A 23,642-nucleotide genomic window follows, 5' to 3' on the forward strand; every position below is an offset into this window, starting at 1 on the left:
CAGACGATGCGCGTCGAAGAATTTCTGCAGAACAGCGCCCGCATGAACGGCGCGAAGACAGCGTTGGTGGCCGGCGACAAGCGCTTTACCTATGCGGAATTCGACGCGGCAGCCGGACGGCTGGCTTCGTCGCTTGCCGCGGACGGAATCGTGCGCGGCGACCGCATCCTCGTCTTCATGAACAATTGCTGGGAAGCAGCGGTCTCGCTTTTTGCCATCCTGAAAGCTGGCGCCACTGCCGTGCCGGTCAATCCATCGACCAAGGCCGACAAGCTCGCCTACATGATTGGAAACTGCGAAGCGGCAGGTATTCTGACCCAAGGTAAACTGCTGCCCATCGTCTCTGAAGCGCGGGCGATCGAACCACGGCCGCTGTTTGTCGCATCGACGAAATTCAGAGGCGCTGGCCCCGGCGACGGCATTGCTGATTTCGAGGCCTGTCTTGCAGTCACTGAAACCGATGTCAAACATCACGGTATCGACGTCGATCTGGCGCTTTTGATCTACACCTCGGGTTCGACCGGACGCCCGAAGGGCGTGATGATGACGCATCGGAATGTCGAAGCAGCGGCAACCTCGATCACCACCTATCTGGAAAATAGGGCCGACGACATCATCCTGAATGTCCTTCCGCTCGCCTTCGATTACGGCCTCTACCAGCTGCTGATGGCCGTCAAACTCGGCGCAACCATCGTGCTCGAGGCCTCGTTCGCCTTCCCGCAGGCCATCTTCGACCGTATCCGCGAAGAAAACGTCACCGGCTTCCCGCTGGTGCCGACCATGGCCGCGATGATCCTGCAGATGCGCGATCTAGAACCGGATTTCCTGCCGAGCCTGCGTTACATCACCAATACCGCAGCCGCGCTGCCTCCGGCCCATATCGCCCGCCTGCGCGAACTGTTTCCGCGCGCAACGGTCTATTCGATGTACGGCCTAACCGAATGCAAGCGCTGCACCTACCTGCCGCCGGCAGAACTCGATCGCCGCCCCGGCTCGGTCGGCATTGCCATCCCCAATACCGAAGCTTTCGTGGTCGATGACAATGGCCAGCGCGTGGCGCCTGGCGTCCCCGGTGAGCTGGTGATCCGTGGCCCGCACGTGATGCAGGGCTACTGGCGCAATGACGAGGCGACCAGCAAGATGCTGCGCGCCGGACCCAACCCTTGGGAAAAGGTGCTCTACACCGGCGATCTCTTCCGCACCGACGAGGAAGGCTTCCTCTATTTCGTCGGCCGCAAGGACGATATCATCAAGACCCGTGGGGAGAAGGTTGCGCCGAAGGAAGTCGAGACGGTGCTGCACGCCCATCCGGGTATCGCCGAGGCGGTCGTCATCGGTCTGCCTGATCCGGTCCTTGGCCAGGCGATCGCAGCCATCGTCGTTCTCTCCGATCCGGCGTTGACGGACCGCGAGATCATCAAGCATTGCGCGGCCCATCTGGAAGATTTCATGGTTCCGCGTCTCATCGAATTTCGCGACGAACTCCCTAAAACAGATACCGGCAAGGTCAGCCGCAGGCTCGCCGCAGAAACACTGGAGGCTGCCGAATGAACATGCATAGCGCCGAAACCACCGCCGTATTCTCAGCAGCGACGCTGGCAATCGACCCGGCCAAGGAAACCGACAAGATCGTCGCAGCGCTACGTGAGCAATTGCGTGGCCCCTTGCGCAAGCGTGGCCTCGTTCTTGGTCTTTCCGGCGGCATCGACAGCAGCGTCTGCGCAGCTCTGGCCGCCCGCGCAGTCGGCGCCAAGAACGTCTATGCGCTGTTCATGCCGGAAAACGATTCCGATCCGGATAGCCTGCGCCTCGGCCGGAAGATCGCCGAAACCTTCGGCATTGACAGTGTCGTCGAAGATATCGGCCCGTCACTACAGGCCATGGGCTGCTACGATCGTCGCGACGCCTTCATCCGTGAGCTGGTTCCGGAGTATACCAGCGCCTGGGCCTCGAAGATCGTCATTTCCAGCGCACTCGAAGGCGATGGCTACAACATTTCCTACCTCGTCGTGCAGGACCCGGACGGCAAACAGACGAAGCTGCGGATGACGCCATCCGTCTACCTCGGGATCGTCGCTGCCACCAACATGAAGCAGCGCACCCGCAAGCAGCTCGAATATTTCCATGCCGACCGGCTGAACTATGCCGTCATCGGCACGCCGAACCGGCTGGAATATGACCAGGGCTTTTTCGTCAAGAACGGAGACGGCGCCGCCGACGTCAAGCCGATCGCCCATCTCTACAAGACCCAGGTCTATCAGCTGGCCGCCTATCTCGGTGTGCCGGAGGAAATCTGCAGACGTCCGCCGACGACAGATACCTATTCGCTGCAACAGACACAGGAGGAGTTCTACTTCTCCCTGCCCTATGATCGGATGGATCTCTGCCTTTACGGCCTCAACAATAATCTGCCAGCAGAAACCGTTGCAGCCGCCGCCGGCCTGACCGCCGATCAGATGTCGCGCGTCTGGGCCGATATCACTGCCAAGCGCAAGGCGACGCGCTACCTGCACCTTGCGCCGCAACTGGTCGAACCGGTGAGCGAAATCGCGCCAAAATAATCCGCGACAGGATAAGCGGCGGCGAGCGTGTCAGTCGATATCGCCCGCTGCCAGCCGGCTCCAGTGTTCACCGGCAAGCCCGTTGAAAAACCCTTCGCCATTCTGGAAGGCCTGAAGGATTTCGGGATCCTTGGCATGGATGACACTTGAGGCGATATGGGTGAACGAGATACGGCGCCCGAGCATGGCTTCAAGAAGCGCCGGCTGGGTACGGCCGCGCAGCGCAACCAGACCCCGCCCTGCGGCATGTGCAATCAGGCAATCGATAACCTGGCGCTCCTGACCGGGGATCGACAGGATCTGCAGAACCCTGCCGATGCGCCCTGCATCTCCGTGATAGACGAAAGCTCCGATGACAGCGCCGGTCCGAGCTTCGACCTTGCAGAAATTGACCGCACCTTCGGCTCTCGCGTGCTTTGTATCCTGCAAAATATAGGCGAGTTGCTCGCTGGAAAAATCAGGCCGCAACAGGTACCGCGCGGTCAAGCGGACAAACAGTTCGGCAAAGTCGTCAGCAGACACATCGCTTGTCTTGAAACTGCCGTGCCCGTTCCAGGTTGCCGGAATCCCGGACCACCGCAGATCGTCGGAACGCATGCGCCGGAGCAGAATATCATCAGTCTTGCGCGCCAGCGGCCGCAGAAAACGAGCGGCGCTGATGCGGCTCATGCCAAGCTCCGTAAAGAACCCGGCCGGCCGGATGATGCGCAGCCAGTCGAGACTGTATTGCGGCAGGGCCAACCCACGCAGCTTCATCCACATTGCGGCCGACACCTCGCTCGCCGTTTCGCTGAACGACAGGTCCTGCGGGCCGGCGAGAAATGCCTTGAGCAGCCGCGCACCCGCCAGCGGATCGGCGTCCCGCCCCTCGACCATCAGCGAGCCGCAAATCGCCGCCCGCAATTGCCGGCCCTGAAACGTCATCGGCAAACCCGTGGCGCCGACGAAGCCGGTCATCTCGCCGCCGTCACTCAAATGAACGAGTGAGGCGATACCGATATCCTGGCCTGGCGCATCGAGATAAAAATGCCGGAGATAATCTGCCAGACCCTTGCCGGGCGGAACCTTTGGATCGCGGAAGACACGTTGAAACATCCCTGCCAGAGCCGGGATATCGGAGCTTTGCAACGCGCGGATTTCACTCATCGGCTTTTCGGGTTCCGGCAGAAGGTTTTGCAGGCAGGCTCGGTGCAGACGCGTTACGCATCGGACCGTTTCTGGACGAAAGCGACACGCGGAAGACCACCTGCATCCTCGGCGAAGGCCGCCGGTTCATATCCCCGCGCGCGGGCAAGCAATGCGGCCGCCTGCCGGTGCTGCCCTTCGCCGAATTCGAAAGCCAGCCAGCCGCCGGGCTTCAGAAAAGCAAGCGCATCACGGACAAGACGCTGATGAATGGAGATACCATAGGGTCCACCGTCGAAGGCCTCGCGCGGCTCGTTGTTGAGAAGATGCGCGCTATCGCCTTCGAGGCGTTGGGTAGAGATATAAGGAGGGTTGCAGACGATGAGATCGATCTTGCCTTCGAGGTCCTTGCCGGCAAGGCCGCCGAAGAGATCACCCTGGACAACCCTGAGGCGATCGGTAACTCCGCAGCGTTCGGTATTTCGCTTCGCAAGACTTACAGTCTCGTCGGTCAGATCGCATGCCCAGAGCTGGGCTGAAGGGCTGTGCGTGGCAATTGCCAGGGCGAGGTTGCCGGAACCGCAGCACATGTCGATCACCAACGGACTTTCAGCCCGTCCCTCGATCAATCCAAGCGACGTGCGTCCCAGAAGCTCCGTTTCTTCCCTCGGAACGAGCACACCGGGAGCCAGTTCGAGATCAACTCCCATGAAACGATGCAGCGGCGCTCCGTTCCGGTCCTCAACGCGTGCTTTGTCCATCACCAGCGCAACTCCAACCTGCAATCCCCAAAACCTTCTGCAATCAATACCGTAGCGAAGTAAACATAAACTGAAATCAATTCAGCAATGGCAAGCGTTAACCTCAATATGAATTCTTGGACGGCTCAGGCGCAAATTCACGGTGAAATTAACGACCTTTGCAGTGAATGAACGTATTGTCGGACAACCGGAAATCTAATGAAACTGACGCACCTGCAACTTTGACGTTTTCGCTCAATTTGCCGTGGTTGTTACCGCTGCACCCAAACGGAACCTCATTGACTGCAAGAGGAGAACACCAACGGTGACAGCGGACGCTTTTCACGCGCCCAAGCAGCGGATGCTGATGTCGATGGTCATGTCTTACATGGCCTCCGGCGGCAGCCTCATCTTGAGTTCGGCTGCCCAGCTGCTCACCTTCGCCATTCTCGCTCGCTCACTCGGCGTCAACGAGTTCAGTGTCTTCGTCGCCGTTACCGCGGTTTGCAACATTGCCGTCCATCTCTGCGGGCTCGGCGGCATGGAATGCCTGGTCCGGCGTGTCGCGCGTGATCCCGCAATGTATCCGGTCATGCTTGGCCACAATATCATCCTGACGGCGATCAGCGGCGTAGCACTCGTCCTGCTCGGCGTCGCTATCTTGCCGTTCTTCTTCGCGCTTTCGCCCGATCCGTCGCTCAACCTCCTCGACATGACGCTGATGTTGATCACCAACATCATTTTCGTACGCATCATTGTCCTGACCGAGCAAATCTTCATCGGTCACTCCAATTTCGTCTCAGCCAACATGACCGTCGTCAGCTTTGCAATTGCACGCACCATCACTGCAGCGCTTGCCTGCCTTGCATTTGGTGTCTCGACAGTCGCCGAATGGGCAGTCTGGCAATTTGCCTGCCACGTTCTGGTTGCAGCCTTCTGTATCCGGGCACTGGCAAAACTAGGCCGGCCAAAGTACGAGATCGTTCGGGAAGAATTGCCGCTCGGCATGTATTTCAGCATTCCCTTCATTTTGCGTGCGATCCGCCAGAATGCCGACCTTTTGACGCTGAGCCTTGTCACGACGGCCGAAATCGTTGCCAGTTACAGCGTCGCCCGCCGGATTCTCGAAAGCAGCTATCTCTCCGTCGAGGCCTTGAACCGGTTGATGTATCCCGGCTCTGCACGGGCAGCCGCCAATGGTCTTCATAAGGCGATGGATCGCATTCGCAAGGTGCTTTTTGCTGCAACCGGCATCAGCCTGGCAGCGGCGGCAACCGTATTCCTCCTGGCGCCGTTGCTGCCATATCTGTTCGGCCACGAATATCTGACGCTCGTGTCCTTCGTCCGCAATCTCTGCTGGGTCGTCATACCGCTCGGCATGTGGTCGATTGCCGTCGAAGCCCTCGGGGCCGCCGGATATCATGCGGCGCGCGCCAGTGTCATGGGTCTTGGCAGCATTCTGGGCGCAGCCCTTGCCGCCTGGGCAACCTGGTACGCCCCCCCGATGGGAACTGTCGTTTCATTCTATGTGATCGAGATTTCAATGGTAGCCGTCGCCTGGACGGTCTTCTTCCGCTACGCGAAGAAGGATGAGCTAAAAGATAATACCGGGGCAGCCCTTATATAAATACGCTTTAGGTACTTAGAGAATATTGACCGATATCCCGTAAATAAACTGGCGTAATAGAGCCGGATATGAAGAGTGTGACATGACACCCGCTGCGGAAAATGCTTTGAGACAACCCACCGAACTCTCCGCCGCGCCTTCCGGAGAGGGACGGCAGAGGCCCAATACTGGCGCGGTTCGCGCAATGGAACGCTCGGATCTTCCGGCGATCGCCGATCTGTTCACCCGGACCTTCCGCAAGAACAACCAGGCGACGGACAGCCAGCTGGCTGGCTATCTCGAAACGGTTTTCTTCAGCAGCCCTCTCTACACGCCGGATGTGGGTAGCCTCGTCCACCTGAACGAGACATCGACGATCGACAGCGCTATCCTGGCAATGCCGGTGGAATTCATCGTTCATGGCCGGCCGGTAACCGCCAGAGTACTTTGTGCGTTCATGGCCGAGGGAAAGTCCGGCGCGGCCGGGGCTGCCCGTCTTGCCCGCATGCTGCGCGCAGCACGCCAGGATTTCTGCTTTACCGACAACGCATCACCCGTCAGCGCCGACCACTGGGTTGCCGGCGGCGGGCTGGTCCTGCCTGTTCAAAGTCTCGAATGGCACCGCACATTCCGCCCGGCCGCAGCCGCGCTCGACATGGCTCGCCGCAGGGTGAAACTGCTCGCCAAGCTGCCCCTCCAGGGGCTTGCCCGAATTGCGGACCGCTTCGTGCGCCGCTCGAGAACCTCGTTCGCGGCGGCACCCCAGGATGGCGTCACGAGCACGCCGATTTCGCTGCCGCAGCTCATGGAACAGGCGCAGGTGATGATGGAGCGCTTCTCGGTCCATCCGGTCTTTTCCAAACCGGAATTCGATTGGCTGGTCGCTGCCGCGAAACTGAATACCTCGCTTGGCGAACTTCAATGCCGCAGCATCACGGATGCGCAGGGCAAGATCATCGGCTGCTATCTGTATTTTGGCGCGGATGGCCGCAACGCCGTGGTCATGAACGTCTTTTGCCACGAGCGTCAGGAAGCGCTCGTGGTCGCTCAAATTTTCGCGGATCTCGACAACCTGGGATATGCAAGCGCGCAAGGAATGGCGCAGCCCTTCCTGACACAGGCGGTGCTGCGGCAACGCCATCTGGTCCACAAGCACACCGGATATTTCTGCCTGGTGACACGCCACGCCGACCTGAAGGAAGCGGCCATCGGCGATGGGTTCTATGCCGGTGGTCTCGCTTCGGAAAGCTGGAGCCGGCTGCTGCACGATTTCTAGTCCGCACACTCCGTATGCGGGTGCTCGCACCCGGCATTTTAACGTCCGGTTTACCATAAGGGGCTATTCATGATGCTCACCTAGAGCACGGCGATAGTCTGTACGGGCTTTAAGCACGCCGCGGAGACAGAACGGATGTATACGCCGAAGGAGCCGGATCTGCGGCAAGCGATGAAGCGCCCGGAAACGGTTGCGCGCTCACGCCCGCGTCCCGGCTCCCTGCTTGACCTGGTCTCCGGCGACGACGAGGATTTCCGCCCAGCGTATCACGCCTCCGCAGCCGCTGAGACAGCACGCGCGACATTTTCGCCAAACCGGCAACAGGCCGTCATCGCCGAACAGATCAACGCACGCCCCACGCCCGTCAAAGGGCAGATCATGGGATATGTCGCGGCTCTTCGCGCCATCGGTCCCGATGACGTTTTCCATTGGCTCAAGGATGGCCTGCTCTGGATCATCGGCGCAACGGTCCTGTGCGTGGCCGCAGCTTTTGTCTATGCGATGGCTGCCCAGCCGCGCTACACCGTCTACACCGACCTCGTCATCGATCCGTCCAATCTGCAGGTGGTCAGTGACGACGTATTCGGCTCCAATCCGTTGCGCGACTCACAATTGCTTGAGGTCGAAAGCAAGTTGCGGATTCTCACATCGCGCAATGTGCTCACCCGCGTCATCGACGGCATGAACCTGACGCAGGACCCGGAATTCGTCAAACCCGGTATCCTTGGAGGCATCAAGGAACTGTTTTCCAGTACCAGCAAGGCCGAAACTCAACAGGCAAAGATGCTCGGCGCGACCCGCGCGCTCGCCGAGCGCGTCGAAGCTCGGCGCGAAGAGCGTTCATTCGTTGTTTCGCTCGGCGTCTATTCCGACAATGCGGAGAAATCGGTGGCGCTGTCCGACGCAATCGTCGATGCGTTCGAAAAAGAAATCTTCGAATCCGCCGCGCAAAGTGCCGGCAGGGTCGCAACGACGCTTAACGATCGCCTGGAAGAGCTTCGGCACAACGTCACCAATGCGGAAGCAAAGGTGGAGGAGTTCAAGCGCCAGAAGGGACTGCAATCCTCCAACGGCGAGCTGGTCAGCACACAGCTTGTTGCCGAGTTGAACACGCAGGTCCTGACGGCCCAGCAGCGCTATATCGAGCTGGAAACCCGATACAAGCAGATGCAGGAAGCAATTTCCACGGGCCGGACCGGCACCGCATCGGTTTTTGCTTCACCGGCAATGACGTCGCTGCGGCAGGATTACGACCAGGCTCTGTTGCAGCTCAACTCGCTGAAACTGACCTACGGTACCCGGCACCCGCGGATCACAGCGGCCAATTCCGACCTGTCGACCTTGAAGGCATCGATTAACAACGAAGCCCGGCGGATCGCCGATACGGCATTTGCAGACGTGAACCAGGCCAAGTCTGCGCTCGCCGCCCTGCAGGGCAAGGCGAACGAACAGCAGACAACCGTCTACATGGATAATGATTCGCAGGTCGAGCTGCGGGATCTGGAGCGCGACGCGCGCGCCAAGGCAGCCCTTTATGAAACGCATCTGACCCGTGCCCAGCAGATTACCGAACAGCAGCAGATCAACACCTCCAATATCCGGGTGATTTCCCGTGCAATGCCGCCGCAATCGCGCAGCTGGCCGCCGCGAACTCTGATTCTGCTTGCCGCCGGAGCGTTTGCCGGTATCGCAATCGGCATCGGACTTGCACTGCTGTTCGGCATTCTTCGGGCTTTGCGCCAACATCAACCACGCACGGGCTGACATGAGGACCGCTTCGCCGGACAATCATACACTGCCGGATGCTGCCGGTATCGGGACCGGTGGTATCGGCGCCGGTCCAGTGCTCTTCATGGCGATCTTCCTGTTCTTCTGGATTTCCATGACACCGTTTGTCGATCTTACCGGCGAAGGTATTCTCGACCCGTCCGCAGGCAATTCGAACCGTCTGAACCAGATCGTCTCGCTCAGCCTGTTTGCCGGTACGCTTTGCTACGGTCTGCTCCATCCGTTGCGCGCGACAATCCTGCAGCCCCGTGCGCTGCTGTTGCCACTGTTCGGCTGGTTCCTGTTCGTTTCGCTGATTTCCAACCATCCCATGCTCGGCATCAAGGCCGTCATCCTGACCGTCATGGCGACCATCAACGCCAGCATCTACCTGCTGATGCCGTCATCGGAGAAGCAATTCGCCAAGATGCTGGCGATCGGCACGCTGATCATGCTGGCGACCGCTTATTACGGCATCGTCTTCAAACCGGAACTGTCGATCCATCAGCTTTCGGAACTGCGCGAACCGATGAACGCCGGTATGTGGCGCGGCCATTTCCCGCACAAGAACAGTGCCGCTGCCGCCATGGTGATTGCAGCCTTCTTCGGCCTTTTCGTCATGAATGCTTGGTCACGGCTGGCCGGGATAACCATCGTCGCCCTCGCCATCATCTTTCTCGTCCACACCGGCGGAAAAACCTCCAGCGCCATGCTGCCCGGCATCCTGATCCTTGCCTGGGTATTCGAGCGTCTGCGGTTTCTGCGCATTCCTATCGCCGTCGGCGGCGTCGCATTGTTCAATCTGTTCGCCGTTGGATCGGCCGTCTTTCGTCCACTTGGCGAGTTTGTCACCTCGCTCGGGATCGATGCCACCTTCACCAACCGGGCCGACATATGGCGCTTCGCCTTCACGGCGCTGGCCGAAAACCCGATCACCGGCTACGGCATCAAGGCATTCTGGCAGACGCAGGAACTGGTCTATAGCGGCGGCTCCGTCGAAACCTGGGCGGTCGCTGCAGCCAACGGCCATAATTCCTATCTCGACATCGCGTTGATGACAGGCATCCCCGGCCTCTTCCTGACCCTGCTCTGGGTCATTTTCCTGCCGCTGCGCGACATCTCCCGCCTGCCTCCGGCCATCGAACATTCGGATCTGACACGGCTTTTCATCCGGGTCTGGCTCTATGTCATTTTCAACGCCGGCCTCGAAAGCCTGTTTTTCGAAGGCGGCAATCTGCTCTGGTTCACCTTCCTCTATTGCCTGTACGGACTGCGTTTCCAATCATCCGCGACGCTGACCGAGAAACGCTTCGCTCCCGCGGAAAGGCCGGCGGCCCATGCCTGACATTTTCAACACGATCACCAATATCGCCGACCGGCTGAACAACCGGCTGATCGGGCAGTTTGCCAGGACACGGCGGCCGATCGCGACAAAGCGACCGATCATTTCCTTCACTTTCGACGACGTTCCCGATACTGCCCTGAGCAGAGGCGCAACCATTCTGGAACAATATGGCGCGCGCGGAACCTTCTATATCGCCGGTGGCCTTGAAGGACGCATCGAGCCGGATCGCCAGTTGATTTCGGCTGACGGCTGCCGTGAACTGTTCGCGCGCGGACACGAGATCGGCTGCCACACGTTTTCTCACCGCAAGGTCAGCACCTTGACCAGCCGGACATTTGCGGATGACCTCACCCGCAACGAAGCCTTCCTGACCGATGCCGGGATCTCCCGTAAGCCCAGCAACTTCGCCTTCCCCTATAATGCGGCGTCACCCCGCCTTCGGCATGTTCTGAAAAAACGCTACACCACCTGCCGGGCAGCAGGCGAGGCGATCAACCGGGGAGCGGTCGATCCTTTCATGCTGAAAGCCGTCGAAATCCGCCAGCCGGAGGACCACGCTCTGGGCCTGACACGGTGGATCGACGATGTTGCGGCCAATCCGGGCTGGCTGATCTTTTTTACCCACGATATTGCCGCCACCCCGACACCCTATGGCTGCCGGCCGGAAACGCTGGAGCGGCTGGTCTCGCACGCCCGCGAACGCCAGTGCGACATTCTCCCCATCTGCGAGGCATTAGGCCGCTTCGGCTGGAAGGAGGCCCACCCTTGACTATCGTCAACCAGACAATCGGCAAGACGACATTGCTGAAGATCAACAACTACTTCTACCGGAGAGGCGGCGCTGAAGCCGTGTTCCTCGATCATATCGCCATGTTTGAAAAGGCCGGCTGGAACGTCATTCCCTTCGCCATGCAACATGAATTGAACCCGCCAAGCCCGTGGTCCGACTATTTCGTTTCAGAGATTGAATACGGCCATGAAACCGGCACGCTGAACAAGATCAAGCAGGTCGCGAATATCATCTATTCCTTCGAGGCGCAGCGCAATGTCAAGCGGCTGATCGAGCGGGTCAATCCGGCGATCGCCCACGCGCACAACGTCTACCATCACCTTTCGCCGGCGATCTTCTCGACATTGAAATCGGCTGGCATCCCGACGGTCATGACGGTTCACGACCTCAAGCTCGCCTGTCCCTCCTACAAGATGCTGCGGGATGCCAAGGTCTGCGAAGACTGCAAGGGCGGCCGCATCCATAATGTCCTTGTGCATCGCTGCATCAAGGGATCGACGGTGCTGAGCACCGTCGTGCTGGCCGAGACCGCGCTGCATCGAAGCCTTGGACTGTACCGCAGTAATCTCGACCGCCTCGTCGTCCCCAGCCGGTTTTACATTGAAAAGCTGGTCGAGTGGGGCTGGCCGCGGGAAAAAATGGTCTACATTCCCAATTTCGTCGATGTCGATGCCTTCGAAACGGAATGGGTGGAGAGCGACTATTTCGCCTTCGCCGGGCGCCTCGCACCGGAAAAAGGGATCGACACGCTGATCCGCGCCGCCGCGCTGTCGAAGCAGAAGCTGGTGATCGCGGGAACCGGGCCGGAGGAAGCCGCATTGAAAGCGCTGGCCGAGACGCTCGAGGCTGATGTCGTATTCGCCGGCTATCTGTCCGGAGACGCGCTGCATCGGTTGATCGGCGAAGCCAAGGCTTTGGTACTGCCGTCCGAGTGGTACGAGAACGCCCCCATCAGCGTGCTCGAAGCCTATGCACTCGAAACGCCGGTCATCGGTGCCAGGATTGGCGGTATTCCCGAGATGATCCTGGAAGGCGAAACCGGTTTGATGGCCATGCCTGGAGATGCGCAGGATCTGGCGGCGGCACTGACAGCAATGGATTCGCGCTCACCCGAAGAACGGCGCGAGATGGGCCGGAAAGCACGGCAATGGATCGCCGTCGAGTTCTCCTCGGCCGCCTATCTGAGGCGGACGACGGAACTCTATAATAGCCTTGGCGCATCCCTGCCGGTGCCCACGCGCCACATCACGCAATCAAATTGATACACTTCTCGGCAATACAACTCATAATTTCAGCCGATATCTACAATTTTAACGGTTATATTTCCGTGATTTCAGCCGTTCGCAGCTAAACCATATCCCAAGGAACCGGGGATGTGGGACTATGAGCAACGAACCGCGAGTTTTCGGGACAGCAGACCGGCAGTCTGAACAGTCAGGCATCGGGAGCATCCTGAACACGATCAGGGAAGGCGTACAAGACGCCGCTGCGGATACACCGGTCGAAATGCCAGCGGAAACCGCGAGCGCGCCGCCAGCGGAACGCATCACGATTGCGCCCGTTCCTCCGTTGAGTGAGACCTCTCTTTTTGAGCCCGCTGAGACGTTCGGAAAGGCGGTGGCGCGTCCCCGCGTCATGATGCTCGGCAGCCGAGGCATCCCCAATGTCCAGGGCGGCGTTGAAAAGCACATCGAGATGATCGGTACCGAGCTTGTCCAGATGGGCTGGGACGTTGACGTTATCGGTCGGCGGCAATACCTGGCCAGCCCATCGGAAAGCGTCTGGAAGGGTATTCGGGTCATTCCGCTGTGGGCGCCCAAGAGAATGGTCCTTGAGGCCATCGGGCATAGCATCGCCGGGGTGTTCTATGCCGCGCGCCAAAGACCCGATGTCCTGCATATCCATGCTGTGGGCCCTGCGCTGGTAGCGCCGCTTGCCCGCCTCTTCGGGCTGAAGGTCATCATTACTCACCATGGCTATGACTACGAACGCCAGAAATGGGGTCGGTTTGCCAAGCGCATGCTGAAGACGGGCGAGGCATTCGGAATGTATGCCTCTAACGGGCGCATTGCGATTTCGCAGGAAATCGTTCGTGCCATGCGGAAAGAATACGGTGTTGCCGTCGATTTTGTCCCGAACGGCGTCTCTGTGCAACCGAAGATCAGCACCACCGAAATCCTGAAAACTTTCGGGCTGACGCCGCGCCGATACATCGTCATGATGGCCCGCCTGGTTCCCGAAAAGCGCCAGCACGACCTGATCCTTGCCTTCGCCAAGGCAAACAGGCCCGAGAAACTGGTGATCGTCGGCGGCGCCGACCATGAAACCGAGTATTCGGCCCACGTGAAGGCCCTGGCTGCAAAGACGCCTTCAGTCGTCATGACGGGATTTCAGACAGGCGCCGCACTTGCAGAGCTCTACAGCAACGCGGCCTTGTTCGTGCTGCCGTCAAGTCACGAAGGAATGCCGATCGCCTTGCTGGAAGCGCTCAGCTACGGCCTGCCGGTCCTCGCCAGCGATATCCCTGCCAATCGCGAACTCAAGCTCGCCCCGGCCGATTACTTTCCGATGGGCGATGTCGATGCTTTGGCGGCAGCTCTCGGGCGCAAATTGTCCAGCCCATTCGATGAGGACGGGACGGATGAGCTGACTGTCCAGATCCAGACGGATTACAGCTGGAAGAAGATCAGCGAACGAACGGCTGCGGTGTATCGATCCGTCATTCGCAGGCGGCCACGCTGACCTGACCGATCCATCCGGCCATCAACCAAATTTCAAATCATCGGCAATATTATGAGCGACGTCACAGTCCTGTCCAACAACGCGCCGGCGGTGCTTCATGCAAACGGGGAGGTCATTTTGGGTGTATCCATCATTATCAAGACCTTGAATGAAGAAAAACGCATCGCCGCGACCATCGAAAGCGCGCTTGCAGGACTGCCTGGCGGCATCGGCGAAGTCATCGTTGCAGACAGCGGATCCAGGGATCGCACCGTTGAAATAGCATCGCGCTACCCGGTCACCGTTGTGCAGATCGCGCCGCCAGCGCAAGCCAGCTGCGGAATAGGCCCGCAACTCGGCTTCCAGTATTCGACCTTCGGCCACGTCTGCCTGCTCGACGGGGATATGATCCTCGATCCGGACTTCCTGACCGACGCGCTGCGCTTTCTCGCCGATAATCCCGATGTCGCCGGCGTCACAGGGCACGTGGAGGAAATGCAAACGGCCAACCTCGAATATGCTCGCCGCGTACAGCGCAATGCGCCGGAAAACCGCGTTGGCGATATCGACAGGATGAATGGCGGCGGGCTTTACCGGCGCAGCGCCATCGAGAAGGCCGGTTACATTTCCGATCGCAACCTGCACGGATATGAAGAGTTCGATCTCGGCGTCCGGCTGCGCAGTCAAGGCTGGCGGCTTCATCGTCTTGACCGGCGTTTCGTCAGCCATTTCGGACACACATCGAACTCCTACCGGCTGCTGGTCCGGCGCTGGAACAGCAAGTATCTCTACGGCACCGGCGAACTGTTGCGCGCATCGGTCGGCAAACCCTATTTCGGCCGGCTGATCGCTGAATTGCCGGAGTTGAAGCTCTGGGCCGCCGTTTATTGCTGGTGGGCTGTATCGCTCGCCATCCTGTTCATGGCGCCGGGATTGGTATCAGGCCTGGCAATTGTGATCGCGCTGGCCGCCGCCATCGTTCTCCTGCTCAGCGTCAAGAAGGGCGGCTTTGCCATGGGCCTTTACACGGTCGTCGCCTGGTGCTTTCACGCCGCCGCCATACCGGCCGGCTTCTTCCGGCGCCGCCTGCCGCCACAATCATGGATCGAAAGCCGGACAATCGGAGCTGCCCGATGAGGCTTTGGGCCTATTGGGTTGCCGCATTAATTCTGGCCGTTTCATCGCCGGTCATGGCGGCCGATGAATGGCTGCCCGTCCGCGAAACCTCGATGGTGCTCAGCAATCAAAGCCCTCTCGACTTCTCCTCCATCCTGTCCAATCCGCCCATCGAAGAGGGCAGCCAGCTTCTGACAGGAAATCAGGGCCGGTTTGTCCGCGCCAACGAGCCGGATAAACCCGTAAGACTGCTTTGCGCATCGCTGGCCTGGAGCCCGGCTTCCGGCGGCTTTCCAAGCCACGCCGATGCCGATCTCTACGCGGCACAGCTGGCCAAACACGGCTACAACATCGCAAGGCTCCATTTTGTCGATGCCAGCCTGATGTTCGGCCGTACCCGTGATTTCGATTTCGATCCTGAAACTCTCGACCGCGTCCATTACCTGCTGGCGGCACTCAAGCGTAACGGCATCTACTGGATCATGGACGGCCTTTCCTCCTGGCGCGGCGCCTATGGCGGCTATGACGATCGCTGGGATCCGTCAAGCGATCTGAAGCTTGCGCTCTACTTCGATGACAAAGCCTTTGACCACTGGCTGGAATTCCAGCGCCGCTTCCTGACATCCGTCAACCCCTATACCGGCAGTGCGCCGGTCCATGACAATGCGCTGGCGTTGATCATCCTTGTCAACGAGAACAATATCGAATTCGACAGCATCGTGCGGGAGCGCGACGGCAAACCGCACTACGACGAGCGATTGAAGCTGCCCTTCAATGCTTGGCTGAAGCAGCGCTACGGTTCGACCGAAGCCCTTTCGCAAGCGTGGCCCGACCTAAAGTCCGGCGAACGGCTGGAAGACGCCTCAATCGAACTTCCAGGGTCGCGTTACGAAGACTCCCCTCGCCTGAAGGACCTGCAGGCCTTTTTCGTTTCTGTCGAAAAGACTGTCACCGCCCGCATGAGCGAAGCGCTGCGTGGGCTTGGCTACAGGGGCGAGATCAGCAACTATAACAACTGGCCGACGATCCAGACGACGCTGAGCCGAGAGGATCTGCCGGTTGTCACGATGAACACCTATCAGGATTGGGTCGGCAGCTATTCGCCCGGCGCGACCATGACGCAGAAAAGCTCGATTGACGATAGTTTCAATTACATGCGCCTGATCGCCGCCGCCCGCTGGCTCGGCAAACCGTTCGTCGTCAGTGAATACGACCATCTCTTCTGGAACCGGTATCGCTACGAGGCCGGACTGGTCATGCCGGCCTACGCCTCGCAGCAGGGCTGGGACGTGCTCTGCCGCCATGCGCATGGACCGATCATCCTGAAATATAACGAGCCCTTTCCCCATAAGAAGGCGATGCTGCCCTATGCCATCGCGCTTGACCCGGTCGCACGCGCAGGTGAAACGCTGGCAGCACTTTTGTTCCGGCGCGGAGATGTGGCCACCTCGGAACTGACCTTTCCCTTTCTTGTGCGCGGTACCGAGGATCTCACCGACGATATGCAGGCGCGCGAACCGGAGCGGCTCACCGAGCTTGGCCTTGTCGGGGCGATCGGCATGGCAAAAGCAGCGAAAGGAAACTTGGGTGTCGGCCAGCCACGATCTACCGTCGATCCACAAGCGATCCTCGACGCCGCCAAGACTGCCGGGCTGTTATCCAAGGACAACCAGACCGACCTGAAGACCGGCGTCTATGAAAGCGATACCGGCGAACTGCTGCTGGATCGCCTGCGGGGCCAATTGCGGGTGATGACACCAAAAACCGAAGCGGTAGCATTTTCGACCCTTCGGGAACCTGTCAATCTGGGCAGCGTCCGCGTCGAGGCTTCAGACGGTGATGGCCTGCTGGCAGTCTCGGTGCTGGATGATGTCGAGAGCATTGCGCAGAGCCGCAAACTTCTCGTCATCTACGCCACGGATGCGCACAATACGGATATGCAGTTCCGCGACGACGAGGAAAAAGTCATCGCCGATTTCGGCCGCCTTCCCGTGCTGATCCGCAGGGGTTATGTCGACCTGTCGCTCAAGCTGGCCGAGGGGCAATGGCGGTTGACACCGATCACGCTGAACGGCGTCGCCTCAACTGCCGCCGGCCAGGAGGTATCCCCGACCGGATTCCGGCTTTCCAATGACGCGGCGTCAGGTCCGACAACGTTCTTTCTGCTCGAAAGAAGCTGAGGCGGCCCCCAAGCCGGCCAGCGGATGTCTCGTGGATCAGCCTCGCAGACCCGGCGCCTCGTGGCCGGTGCGCGCCACATATTCCGTGTAGCCGCCGCCATATTCGTGGATGCCGTCCGGGGTCAGTTCCAGAACCCGGTTAGACAATGCACCGAGGAAATGCCGGTCGTGGGAAACGAACAGCATGGTGCCCTCATATTCGGACAGTGCCTGAATCAGCATTTCCTTGGTGTCGAGGTCCAGATGGTTGGTCGGTTCGTCGAGCACCAGAAGATTGGGCGGGTCGAACAGCATGATCGCCATGACCAGCCGCGCCTTTTCGCCACCCGACAGAACGCGGCAACGCTTTTCGACATCGTCGCCGGAAAACCCGAAACAGCCAGCCAGCGCCCTGAGCGGGCCTTGCCCGGCGCGCGGAAATTCGTGCTCCAGTGTTTCGAACACGGTGCGTTCGCCATCAAGCAGATCCATGGCATGCTGGGCGAAATAACCCATCTTGACGCTGGCACCCAGCGCCACAGTTCCCTTGTCCGGCTCCGTCGATCCCGTCACCAGCTTGAGGAGTGTCGACTTTCCGGCACCGTTGATGCCCATGATGCACCAGCGCTCCTTGCGGCGAACCATGAAGTCCAGCCCGTCATAAATGCTGCGGCTGCCATAGCTCTTGTGGACGTTTTTCAGGTTGATGACATCTTCGCCGGAGCGCGGCGCCGGTTGGAATTCGAAGGCGACAACCTGGCGGCGCTTCGGCGGCTCCACCCGTTCGATCTTGTCGAGCTTCTTCACCCGGCTCTGCACCTGGGCCGCATGCGAGGCACGCGCCTTGAAGCGCTCGATGAACTTGATTTCCTTGGCAAGCATCGCCTGCTGCCGCTCGAACTGGGCGAGCTGGTGTTTTTCATTCAGCGCCCGCTGCTGCTCGTAGAATTCGTAATCGCCGGAGTAGGTCGTCAACCCGCCGCCGTCGATCTCGATCAGCTTGGTGACGATCCGGTTCATGAACTCCCGGTCATGCGAGGTCATCAACAGCGCGCCATCATAATTCTTCAGGAATTCCTCCAGCCAGATCAGGCTTTCCAGATCCAGATGGTTGCTCGGTTCGTCGAGCAGCATGACATCGGGGCGCATGAGCAAAATGCGGGCAAGCGCCACGCGCATCTTCCAGCCGCCGGATAGCTTGCCGACATCACCATCCATCATTTCCTGCGTGAAACTCAGGCCCGAGAGGACTTCGCGCGCCCGGCCGTCCAGCGCGTAGCCGTCCAGTTCCTCATAGCGCGCCTGCACCTCGCCGTAGCGCTCGATGATCGCGTCCATCTCGTCAAGCCGGTCAGGATCGACCATCGCAGCTTCGAGCTCGCGCAGTTCGGCGGCAACAATGCTGACCGGACCGGCACCGTCCATCACTTCGGCAACGGCGCTACGGCCTTCCATCTCGCCGACATCCTGGTTGAAATAACCGATGGTGACGCCCTTCTCGACGGCCACCTGCCCCTCGTCGGGCTGCTCTTCGCCGGTGATCATCCGGAAGACGGTCGTCTTGCCGGCGCCATTTGGACCAACGAGGCCGATCTTCTCGCCCTTGTTAAGCGCGGCGGAAGCCTCGATGAAGAGAATGCGGTGGCTCAGCTGCTTGCTGATATTTTCGATACGGATCATTTGTGCGGTGCCCAAGAAATGTTGCGGCGCCCTTATGCCACGTGTTTCAGGGAATGTCGCAGGTTTTCGACATTCCCTGAAACACGGCTTTTTGAATGGTGTTTTTCCTAGAAATACCTTCACGGCGCAAATGGCGAAGGCTACAGAAGAGCACCTGACGCAGATGAAGTGGAGTGAACCATGACCGACACCGTTACCGATCGTTTCCTTCGTTATGTCGTGATCGACACACAGTCGGATGCCAATTCGGCAGCGCAGCCCTCCACCGAAAAGCAGAAGAACCTCGGCCGCCTGCTGGTCGAGGAACTGCTCGCGATCGGGATTTCTGACGCGCATCTCGACGAGCACGGCTATATCTACGCGACCATCCCATCGAACACCGACAAGCCGGTGCCGGTCATCTGCTTCTGCTCGCACATGGATACTGCCCCGGATTTTACCGGTACCGATGTCAAGCCGCAGTTGATCCGCGGCTATGCCGGTGGCGATATCCAGCTTCCGGGCGACCCGCAGCAGATCATCCGCGTTGCCGATCATCCGGCCCTGCGCAACCAGATCGGCAATGACATCATCACCACCGATGGCACAACATTGCTTGGCGCCGACGACAAGGCCGGCATTGCCGAAATTATGACGGCGGCGCAGTTCCTTGTCGATAATCCGGATATCAAGCACGGCGCCATCAAAATCCTCTTCACGGTAGACGAGGAAATCGGCCGCGGAGTCGACAAGGTCGACCTGAAGAAGCTTGGCGCACAATTCGCCTATACGATGGACGGCGAAACGGCTGGCCATATCGAGGATGAAACCTTCTCCGCCGATGGCGCCGAAATCACCATCCAGGGTGTTGCCATTCATCCGGGCTTTGCCAAGGGGAGAATGGAAAATGCCATCAAGATCGCCGGCGCCATCATCGACCGCCTGCCGAAGCATCTGGCGCCTGAAACAACCGAGGGCCGGGATGGTTTCGTTCATCCCGTGAGCGTTACGGGTGCGATGGAAAAAGCCAGGATCAGCCTGATCGTTCGCGACTTTACCGACGAAGGCCTCGCTGAAAAGGAAGCCATGATCGAGGCGATCGTCAAGGATGTCATGCCGGACTATCCCGGTTCGTCCTACACATTCGAGGTCAAGCACCAGTACCGCAACATGAAGGCGATCCTCGATCGCCACCCGGAAATCGTCGACAACGCCGTCGAGGCGATCCGGCGGGCGGGCATGCAGCCGGTGCGCGGCAGCATCCGTGGCGGCACGGATGGGTCGCGCCTGTCGTTCATGGGCCTGCCCTGCCCCAACATCTTTGCGGGTGGCCACGCTTTCCATTCTCCGCTCGAATGGGTGAGCAGGCAGGACATGGAAAAGGCGGTCAAGACAATCGTCGAGCTTGCAAAGGTCTGGGAAGAGCGCAGCTGATTGCGTCTGAAGGCCACAATCAGCGCTTCCATCCGGCCGCTGTTTTGGTATGACCCGCCTCTTGTCAAAGGAATGAAGATGGCTGCGCGAGATCGCTACTCACGGAAATTGGAATGTTCCCAATGCGGGAACGCGGGTTTTGCGGAGGTTTCGGAAGACGATATGCCGAACCGCAGGACGCGCGGATTTGAAATTGACGCCCTGCCCGTAGGCTTCGAAACCGAATTTGCCTCGAGCAATCCGCGCCGCCACATGATCCGCTGCCGCTGCGGCTACAAATTCAAGTTTGAGCAGACCACCGCTTATGCGCCCGGCGGAGAGCCACGGCATTAAGCTTCGTCAAGAACTGGTCCCTGCCGCCCAACCGTATTGCCTCCGTCAGTGTGATGTTGCGCGCGCCAAAATGAACTGTTGAGCGTGGCCGGGCATGAAACGGAAAAGCCCCATTCTGCAGGTTTGCAGAACGGGGCTTGAAATAGTCGCGGCAGGAGCAGGCGACGTTTACTTGTTGGCCATCAGCCACATCTTGCCGGCCATCGTGATGCCGCGCGGATCGACGGCGACGTCATGGTCGAGATGGCTGCGCTCGAGAAAACCAAGTTCCTCGAGTTCGTTGAGGGTCGTCGTCGTCATGAAGCGGATCTTCTGCGGACGCTCCTTGAACCGGTCGGTCTTTGCGTAGGTGACCGCTGCGTTCTCATGCGTCCATTTTTTGGCCGGCTGCGGGAAGAGGTTTCCTTCCTTCGCGAGTTTCAGCCCCCGGATCTGGACCGGTGTCAATTCGTGCGAAATCATGTTCTGTCCTTGGTAGAAATGGCGAAACGTCAGCGATATGCGCCCTCGGATTGGATGGGAACGCCCGCTTGCGATAGTCGCCGATGCGTAATGAAAAGGGCCAGACCGGCCCGGATGCGCTGTCCCTAGCGGAACTTTGCGGCATTTCCCAGACAAAATTGAAAAGAATGCGGCTGCGAAACGATTGGCACCATCCGGATGCTTCTGGTATCAGCGTCTGAACTTGTTTTGAGAGACGTCATCCATGAACATGACACTGTGCCCGGGAGCGGCTGCGTGACGGAGCGGACAGACGCGGCCTTTCTGGCGTCCCATGGCTGGTCCGATTTTTTTGCCTCCCAGATCGAACGGTCCGAGGCCAGCCTCATTCCGATGCGCATCGCCGAGGTCCACCGTGCCCGACTGAGCGCGCTGTCTGCAGCGGGACCGGTCAGGCTCACTCTGGCGCACAAGACCAATACCGGTGACTTTGCCGTCGGCGACTGGATACTGGCTGATCCCCGCACCCATCTGCTTGTCCGCAGGCTGGAACGCCGGACATTGCTGCAGCGCCGGACCGAAGGCAGGCACGGTCACCAGCTTGGCGCCGCCAATGTCGATACCCTGTTCATCGTCACCTCCTGCAATGCCGATTTCAGTCCGGCACGGCTGGAGCGCTATCTGGCTCTGGCCAATCAGGCGGGAACCAACCCGGTCATCGTGCTGACCAAGGCCGATACGGTCGATGATGCAAGCACCTTCGAAGAGGAGGCGAGAGGCCTGCAGCGCGATCTGGACGTCATCGTTGTCAACGGCCGCTCCGCCGATGCCGCAGCTGTGCTCGCTCCGTGGTGCGGCGCCGGTCAGACTGTCGCACTGGTCGGGTCGTCCGGCGTCGGCAAATCGACCCTGGTCAACACCTTGGCGGGCCTCAGGCACGAAGCAGCGCAGGAGACCGGCGATATCCGCGAAAGCGATGCCAAGGGACGCCACACCACGACGGCCCGGTCGTTGCACGCCATTGCCGGCGGCGGCTGGGTGATCGACACGCCCGGAATGCGCACCCTGCATCTCAGCGACGTGTCCGATGGTATCGACACGCTGTTCTCCGAAATCACCGACCTTGCCCCATCCTGCAAGTTTCGCGACTGCACACATGATCACGAGCCGGGCTGTGCCGTCCAGGCAGCGATCAAGGCAGGCACGCTGCCTGCGGAGCGGCTGGCCCGGTGGCGCAAGCTGCTGGAGGAAAATGTCAGCAACACCCCGGTGCAGACAGGGCCGCGCGGCAACAAAGTCATCCAGAAGAAGAAATACTGAAAGACGAAAGCCTCCGTCTTCAAAACCGGTTGGTTAGCGCGTTTCCCGTAAGAGATGCTTTTCAGCCTGTATCAAGCCACAAAACCGTATCGACAACACGGGAACATTGCTGTAACAGAATTGATTAATCGATTAATCACCCGTTGGATCATATGGCCAACCCGCGCACAGGATCGAACCTAAGCCAGATTGCCGCGACACTCGGCGTGTCCGCCGCAACGGTGTCGAATGCGCTGTCGGGCAAGGGACGTGTCTCGGCCGAACTTGCTGAAAAGATCCGCGCCACCGCTACCCAACTGGGCTACATCCCGAGCCTGACCGGCCGGGCGCTGCGCACCGGCCGCACCGGCGTTCTCGGCCTGGTTCTGCCGAATATCGCCAATCCGCTGTTTCCGCAGATTGCCCAGGCGATCGAGCATGCGGCAAGCACGGCTGGCTACGGCGTCTTGATCGCCGACTCCCGCAGCGACGTCGCCTTGCAGACCGACGCCATCAACCGGCTGATCGAGCGCGACGTCGACGGCATCGTTATCGTCCCCCGGCTCGGCACCCGCATCGCCGACATCGGCTGTCCGGTGGCGGTCATCGACAGCCCTTCCACCCCCGGCAACACGGTTTCGGCCGATCACTGGCAGGGTGGTCAGACGGTCATCGAACACCTCGCTTCGCTGGGACATCGCAAGTTTCTGCTGATCGGCAACAATCCGGCCTCGAATGTGCAGAACGATCGTATCGGCGGCATGAAATCCCGCCTTCCTGCAGACGCTCATGCCGAGGTCTTCTGGATCGAAAAACACGAGCAGGTGCACGGCAAGGGAAGCCTTCTTGGTCTAACAGAACAGGTGGAGAAAGGTTTCACCGCCTTTGCCGCCGTTTCCGATCTGCCGGCGCTCCGGGCCCTGACGGAATTGCAGCGCGCCGGAATCGGCGTGCCCGAACATGTCAGCGTTACCGGGTTTGATGATCTCGTCTGGTCCTCGGTGGTCACGCCCGGCCTGACAACAGTACGTATGGATATGGCCGGGATCGCCGACATCGCCATTGCAGCACTCGTCCGTGTCATCGAGGCCGATCCGGTATCAGGCTCCGGCATCGCACGCACCGTGACGGGCACGGTCGCAGCCGAGCGGGCGAGCGTACCGATGCAGCTGGTGGTCCGGCAGACATCGGCGCCACCGCCGAATATCCACAGTGCATGACCGGTACCACCGCAAGCCCAGATAATATGAGCCAAGAAAACACCAGAAGG

At 59.7% G+C, this 23,642-nt stretch carries 19 protein-coding genes; 15 read left to right on the plus strand and 4 right to left on the minus strand.

The window, feature by feature from the left end; genetic code table 11:
- Nucleotides 1-6: 6 nt before the first annotated feature.
- Complete coding sequence (locus tag ASC96_RS11170) at nt 7-1,551, plus strand: AMP-binding protein (RefSeq protein WP_060503115.1); 1,545 nt, start codon at nt 7-9, stop codon at nt 1,549-1,551.
- Complete coding sequence (gene nadE / locus ASC96_RS11175) at nt 1,548-2,561, plus strand: NAD(+) synthase (RefSeq protein WP_060503116.1); 1,014 nt, start codon at nt 1,548-1,550, stop codon at nt 2,559-2,561. The genes ASC96_RS11170 and nadE overlap by 4 nt, the downstream gene beginning before the upstream one ends.
- Before the next feature lie 30 nt (nt 2,562-2,591).
- Here the strand turns inward: nadE and ASC96_RS11180 are convergent, their stop codons facing one another.
- Together ASC96_RS11180 and ASC96_RS11185 are read right to left on the minus strand one after the other, a co-directional pair.
- Nucleotides 2,592-3,707 carry a hypothetical protein gene (locus tag ASC96_RS11180; RefSeq protein WP_060503117.1) on the minus strand — a complete coding sequence of 372 codons (1,116 nt, stop codon included), beginning with the start codon at nt 3,705-3,707 and terminating at the stop codon, nt 2,592-2,594.
- 53 nt (nt 3,708-3,760) lie between these two features.
- On the minus strand, nt 3,761-4,447 hold the full coding sequence (locus ASC96_RS11185) for a HemK/PrmC family methyltransferase (RefSeq protein ID WP_060503167.1): 687 nt from the start codon (nt 4,445-4,447) through the stop codon (nt 3,761-3,763).
- A gap of 340 nt (nt 4,448-4,787) precedes the next feature.
- Between ASC96_RS11185 and ASC96_RS11190 the strand changes: the two genes are divergently transcribed.
- From ASC96_RS11190 to ASC96_RS11230, 9 genes are all read left to right on the plus strand, one after another.
- On the plus strand, nt 4,788-6,053 hold the full coding sequence (locus ASC96_RS11190; protein WP_060503168.1) for a lipopolysaccharide biosynthesis protein: 1,266 nt from the start codon (nt 4,788-4,790) through the stop codon (nt 6,051-6,053).
- Between the two features lie 82 nt (nt 6,054-6,135).
- Entirely contained in the window at nt 6,136-7,308 is a 1,173-nt protein-coding gene (locus ASC96_RS11195) for a hypothetical protein (protein ID WP_060503118.1), read from the plus strand.
- A gap of 135 nt (nt 7,309-7,443) precedes the next feature.
- Nucleotides 7,444-9,072 carry a GumC family protein gene (locus tag ASC96_RS11200; protein WP_082512014.1) on the plus strand — a complete coding sequence of 543 codons (1,629 nt, stop codon included), beginning with the start codon at nt 7,444-7,446 and terminating at the stop codon, nt 9,070-9,072.
- 88 nt (nt 9,073-9,160) lie between these two features.
- Entirely contained in the window at nt 9,161-10,420 is a 1,260-nt protein-coding gene (locus tag ASC96_RS11205; RefSeq protein WP_244481991.1) for an O-antigen ligase, read from the plus strand.
- Nucleotides 10,413-11,189, plus strand: coding sequence for a polysaccharide deacetylase family protein (locus ASC96_RS11210; protein ID WP_060503119.1), 777 nt, complete (start codon nt 10,413-10,415; stop codon nt 11,187-11,189). Before ASC96_RS11205 ends, ASC96_RS11210 begins: the two co-directional genes overlap by 8 nt.
- Nucleotides 11,186-12,472: a glycosyltransferase family 4 protein gene (locus ASC96_RS11215; RefSeq protein ID WP_244481987.1), complete on the plus strand. Its 1,287-nt coding sequence runs from the start codon at nt 11,186-11,188 to the stop codon at nt 12,470-12,472. The genes ASC96_RS11210 and ASC96_RS11215 overlap by 4 nt, the downstream gene beginning before the upstream one ends.
- A gap of 373 nt (nt 12,473-12,845) precedes the next feature.
- Nucleotides 12,846-13,952 carry a glycosyltransferase family 4 protein gene (locus ASC96_RS11220; protein WP_244481992.1) on the plus strand — a complete coding sequence of 369 codons (1,107 nt, stop codon included), beginning with the start codon at nt 12,846-12,848 and terminating at the stop codon, nt 13,950-13,952.
- A 117-nt stretch (nt 13,953-14,069) separates the two neighbouring features.
- A complete protein-coding gene (locus ASC96_RS11225; RefSeq protein ID WP_060503173.1) occupies nt 14,070-15,068 on the plus strand; it encodes a glycosyltransferase in 999 nt (332 codons plus the stop codon).
- The gene (locus tag ASC96_RS11230; RefSeq protein WP_060503120.1) at nt 15,065-17,227 is read left to right on the plus strand and encodes a hypothetical protein; all 2,163 of its coding nucleotides are present in this window, start codon (nt 15,065-15,067) and stop codon (nt 17,225-17,227) included. The genes ASC96_RS11225 and ASC96_RS11230 overlap by 4 nt, the downstream gene beginning before the upstream one ends.
- Before the next feature lie 36 nt (nt 17,228-17,263).
- Here the strand turns inward: ASC96_RS11230 and ASC96_RS11235 are convergent, their stop codons facing one another.
- Complete coding sequence (locus ASC96_RS11235) at nt 17,264-18,886, minus strand: ABC-F family ATP-binding cassette domain-containing protein (protein WP_060503121.1); 1,623 nt, start codon at nt 18,884-18,886, stop codon at nt 17,264-17,266.
- Nucleotides 18,887-19,066: 180 nt separating this feature from the next.
- Between ASC96_RS11235 and pepT the strand changes: the two genes are divergently transcribed.
- Nucleotides 19,067-20,299, plus strand: a complete 1,233-nt coding sequence (gene pepT, locus ASC96_RS11240) for a peptidase T (RefSeq protein WP_060503122.1) — start codon at nt 19,067-19,069, stop codon at nt 20,297-20,299.
- A 78-nt stretch (nt 20,300-20,377) separates the two neighbouring features.
- Nucleotides 20,378-20,632: a hypothetical protein gene (locus ASC96_RS11245; RefSeq protein WP_060503174.1), complete on the plus strand. Its 255-nt coding sequence runs from the start codon at nt 20,378-20,380 to the stop codon at nt 20,630-20,632.
- A 168-nt stretch (nt 20,633-20,800) separates the two neighbouring features.
- On the opposite strand, the gene ASC96_RS11250 is transcribed toward ASC96_RS11245, so the two are convergent.
- Nucleotides 20,801-21,094, minus strand: coding sequence for a hypothetical protein (locus tag ASC96_RS11250; RefSeq protein ID WP_060503123.1), 294 nt, complete (start codon nt 21,092-21,094; stop codon nt 20,801-20,803).
- Between the two features lie 276 nt (nt 21,095-21,370).
- On the opposite strand from ASC96_RS11250, the gene rsgA reads away from it, so the two are divergent.
- On the plus strand, nt 21,371-22,393 hold the full coding sequence (gene rsgA, locus ASC96_RS11255) for a ribosome small subunit-dependent GTPase A (protein ID WP_060503175.1): 1,023 nt from the start codon (nt 21,371-21,373) through the stop codon (nt 22,391-22,393).
- A 152-nt stretch (nt 22,394-22,545) separates the two neighbouring features.
- Complete coding sequence (locus tag ASC96_RS11260) at nt 22,546-23,592, plus strand: LacI family DNA-binding transcriptional regulator (protein WP_060503124.1); 1,047 nt, start codon at nt 22,546-22,548, stop codon at nt 23,590-23,592.
- Nucleotides 23,593-23,642 lie beyond the last annotated feature (50 nt).

It is taken from the genome of Rhizobium sp. Root1204, from assembly GCF_001424965.1.
Lineage (GTDB): Bacteria > Pseudomonadota > Alphaproteobacteria > Rhizobiales > Rhizobiaceae > Pararhizobium.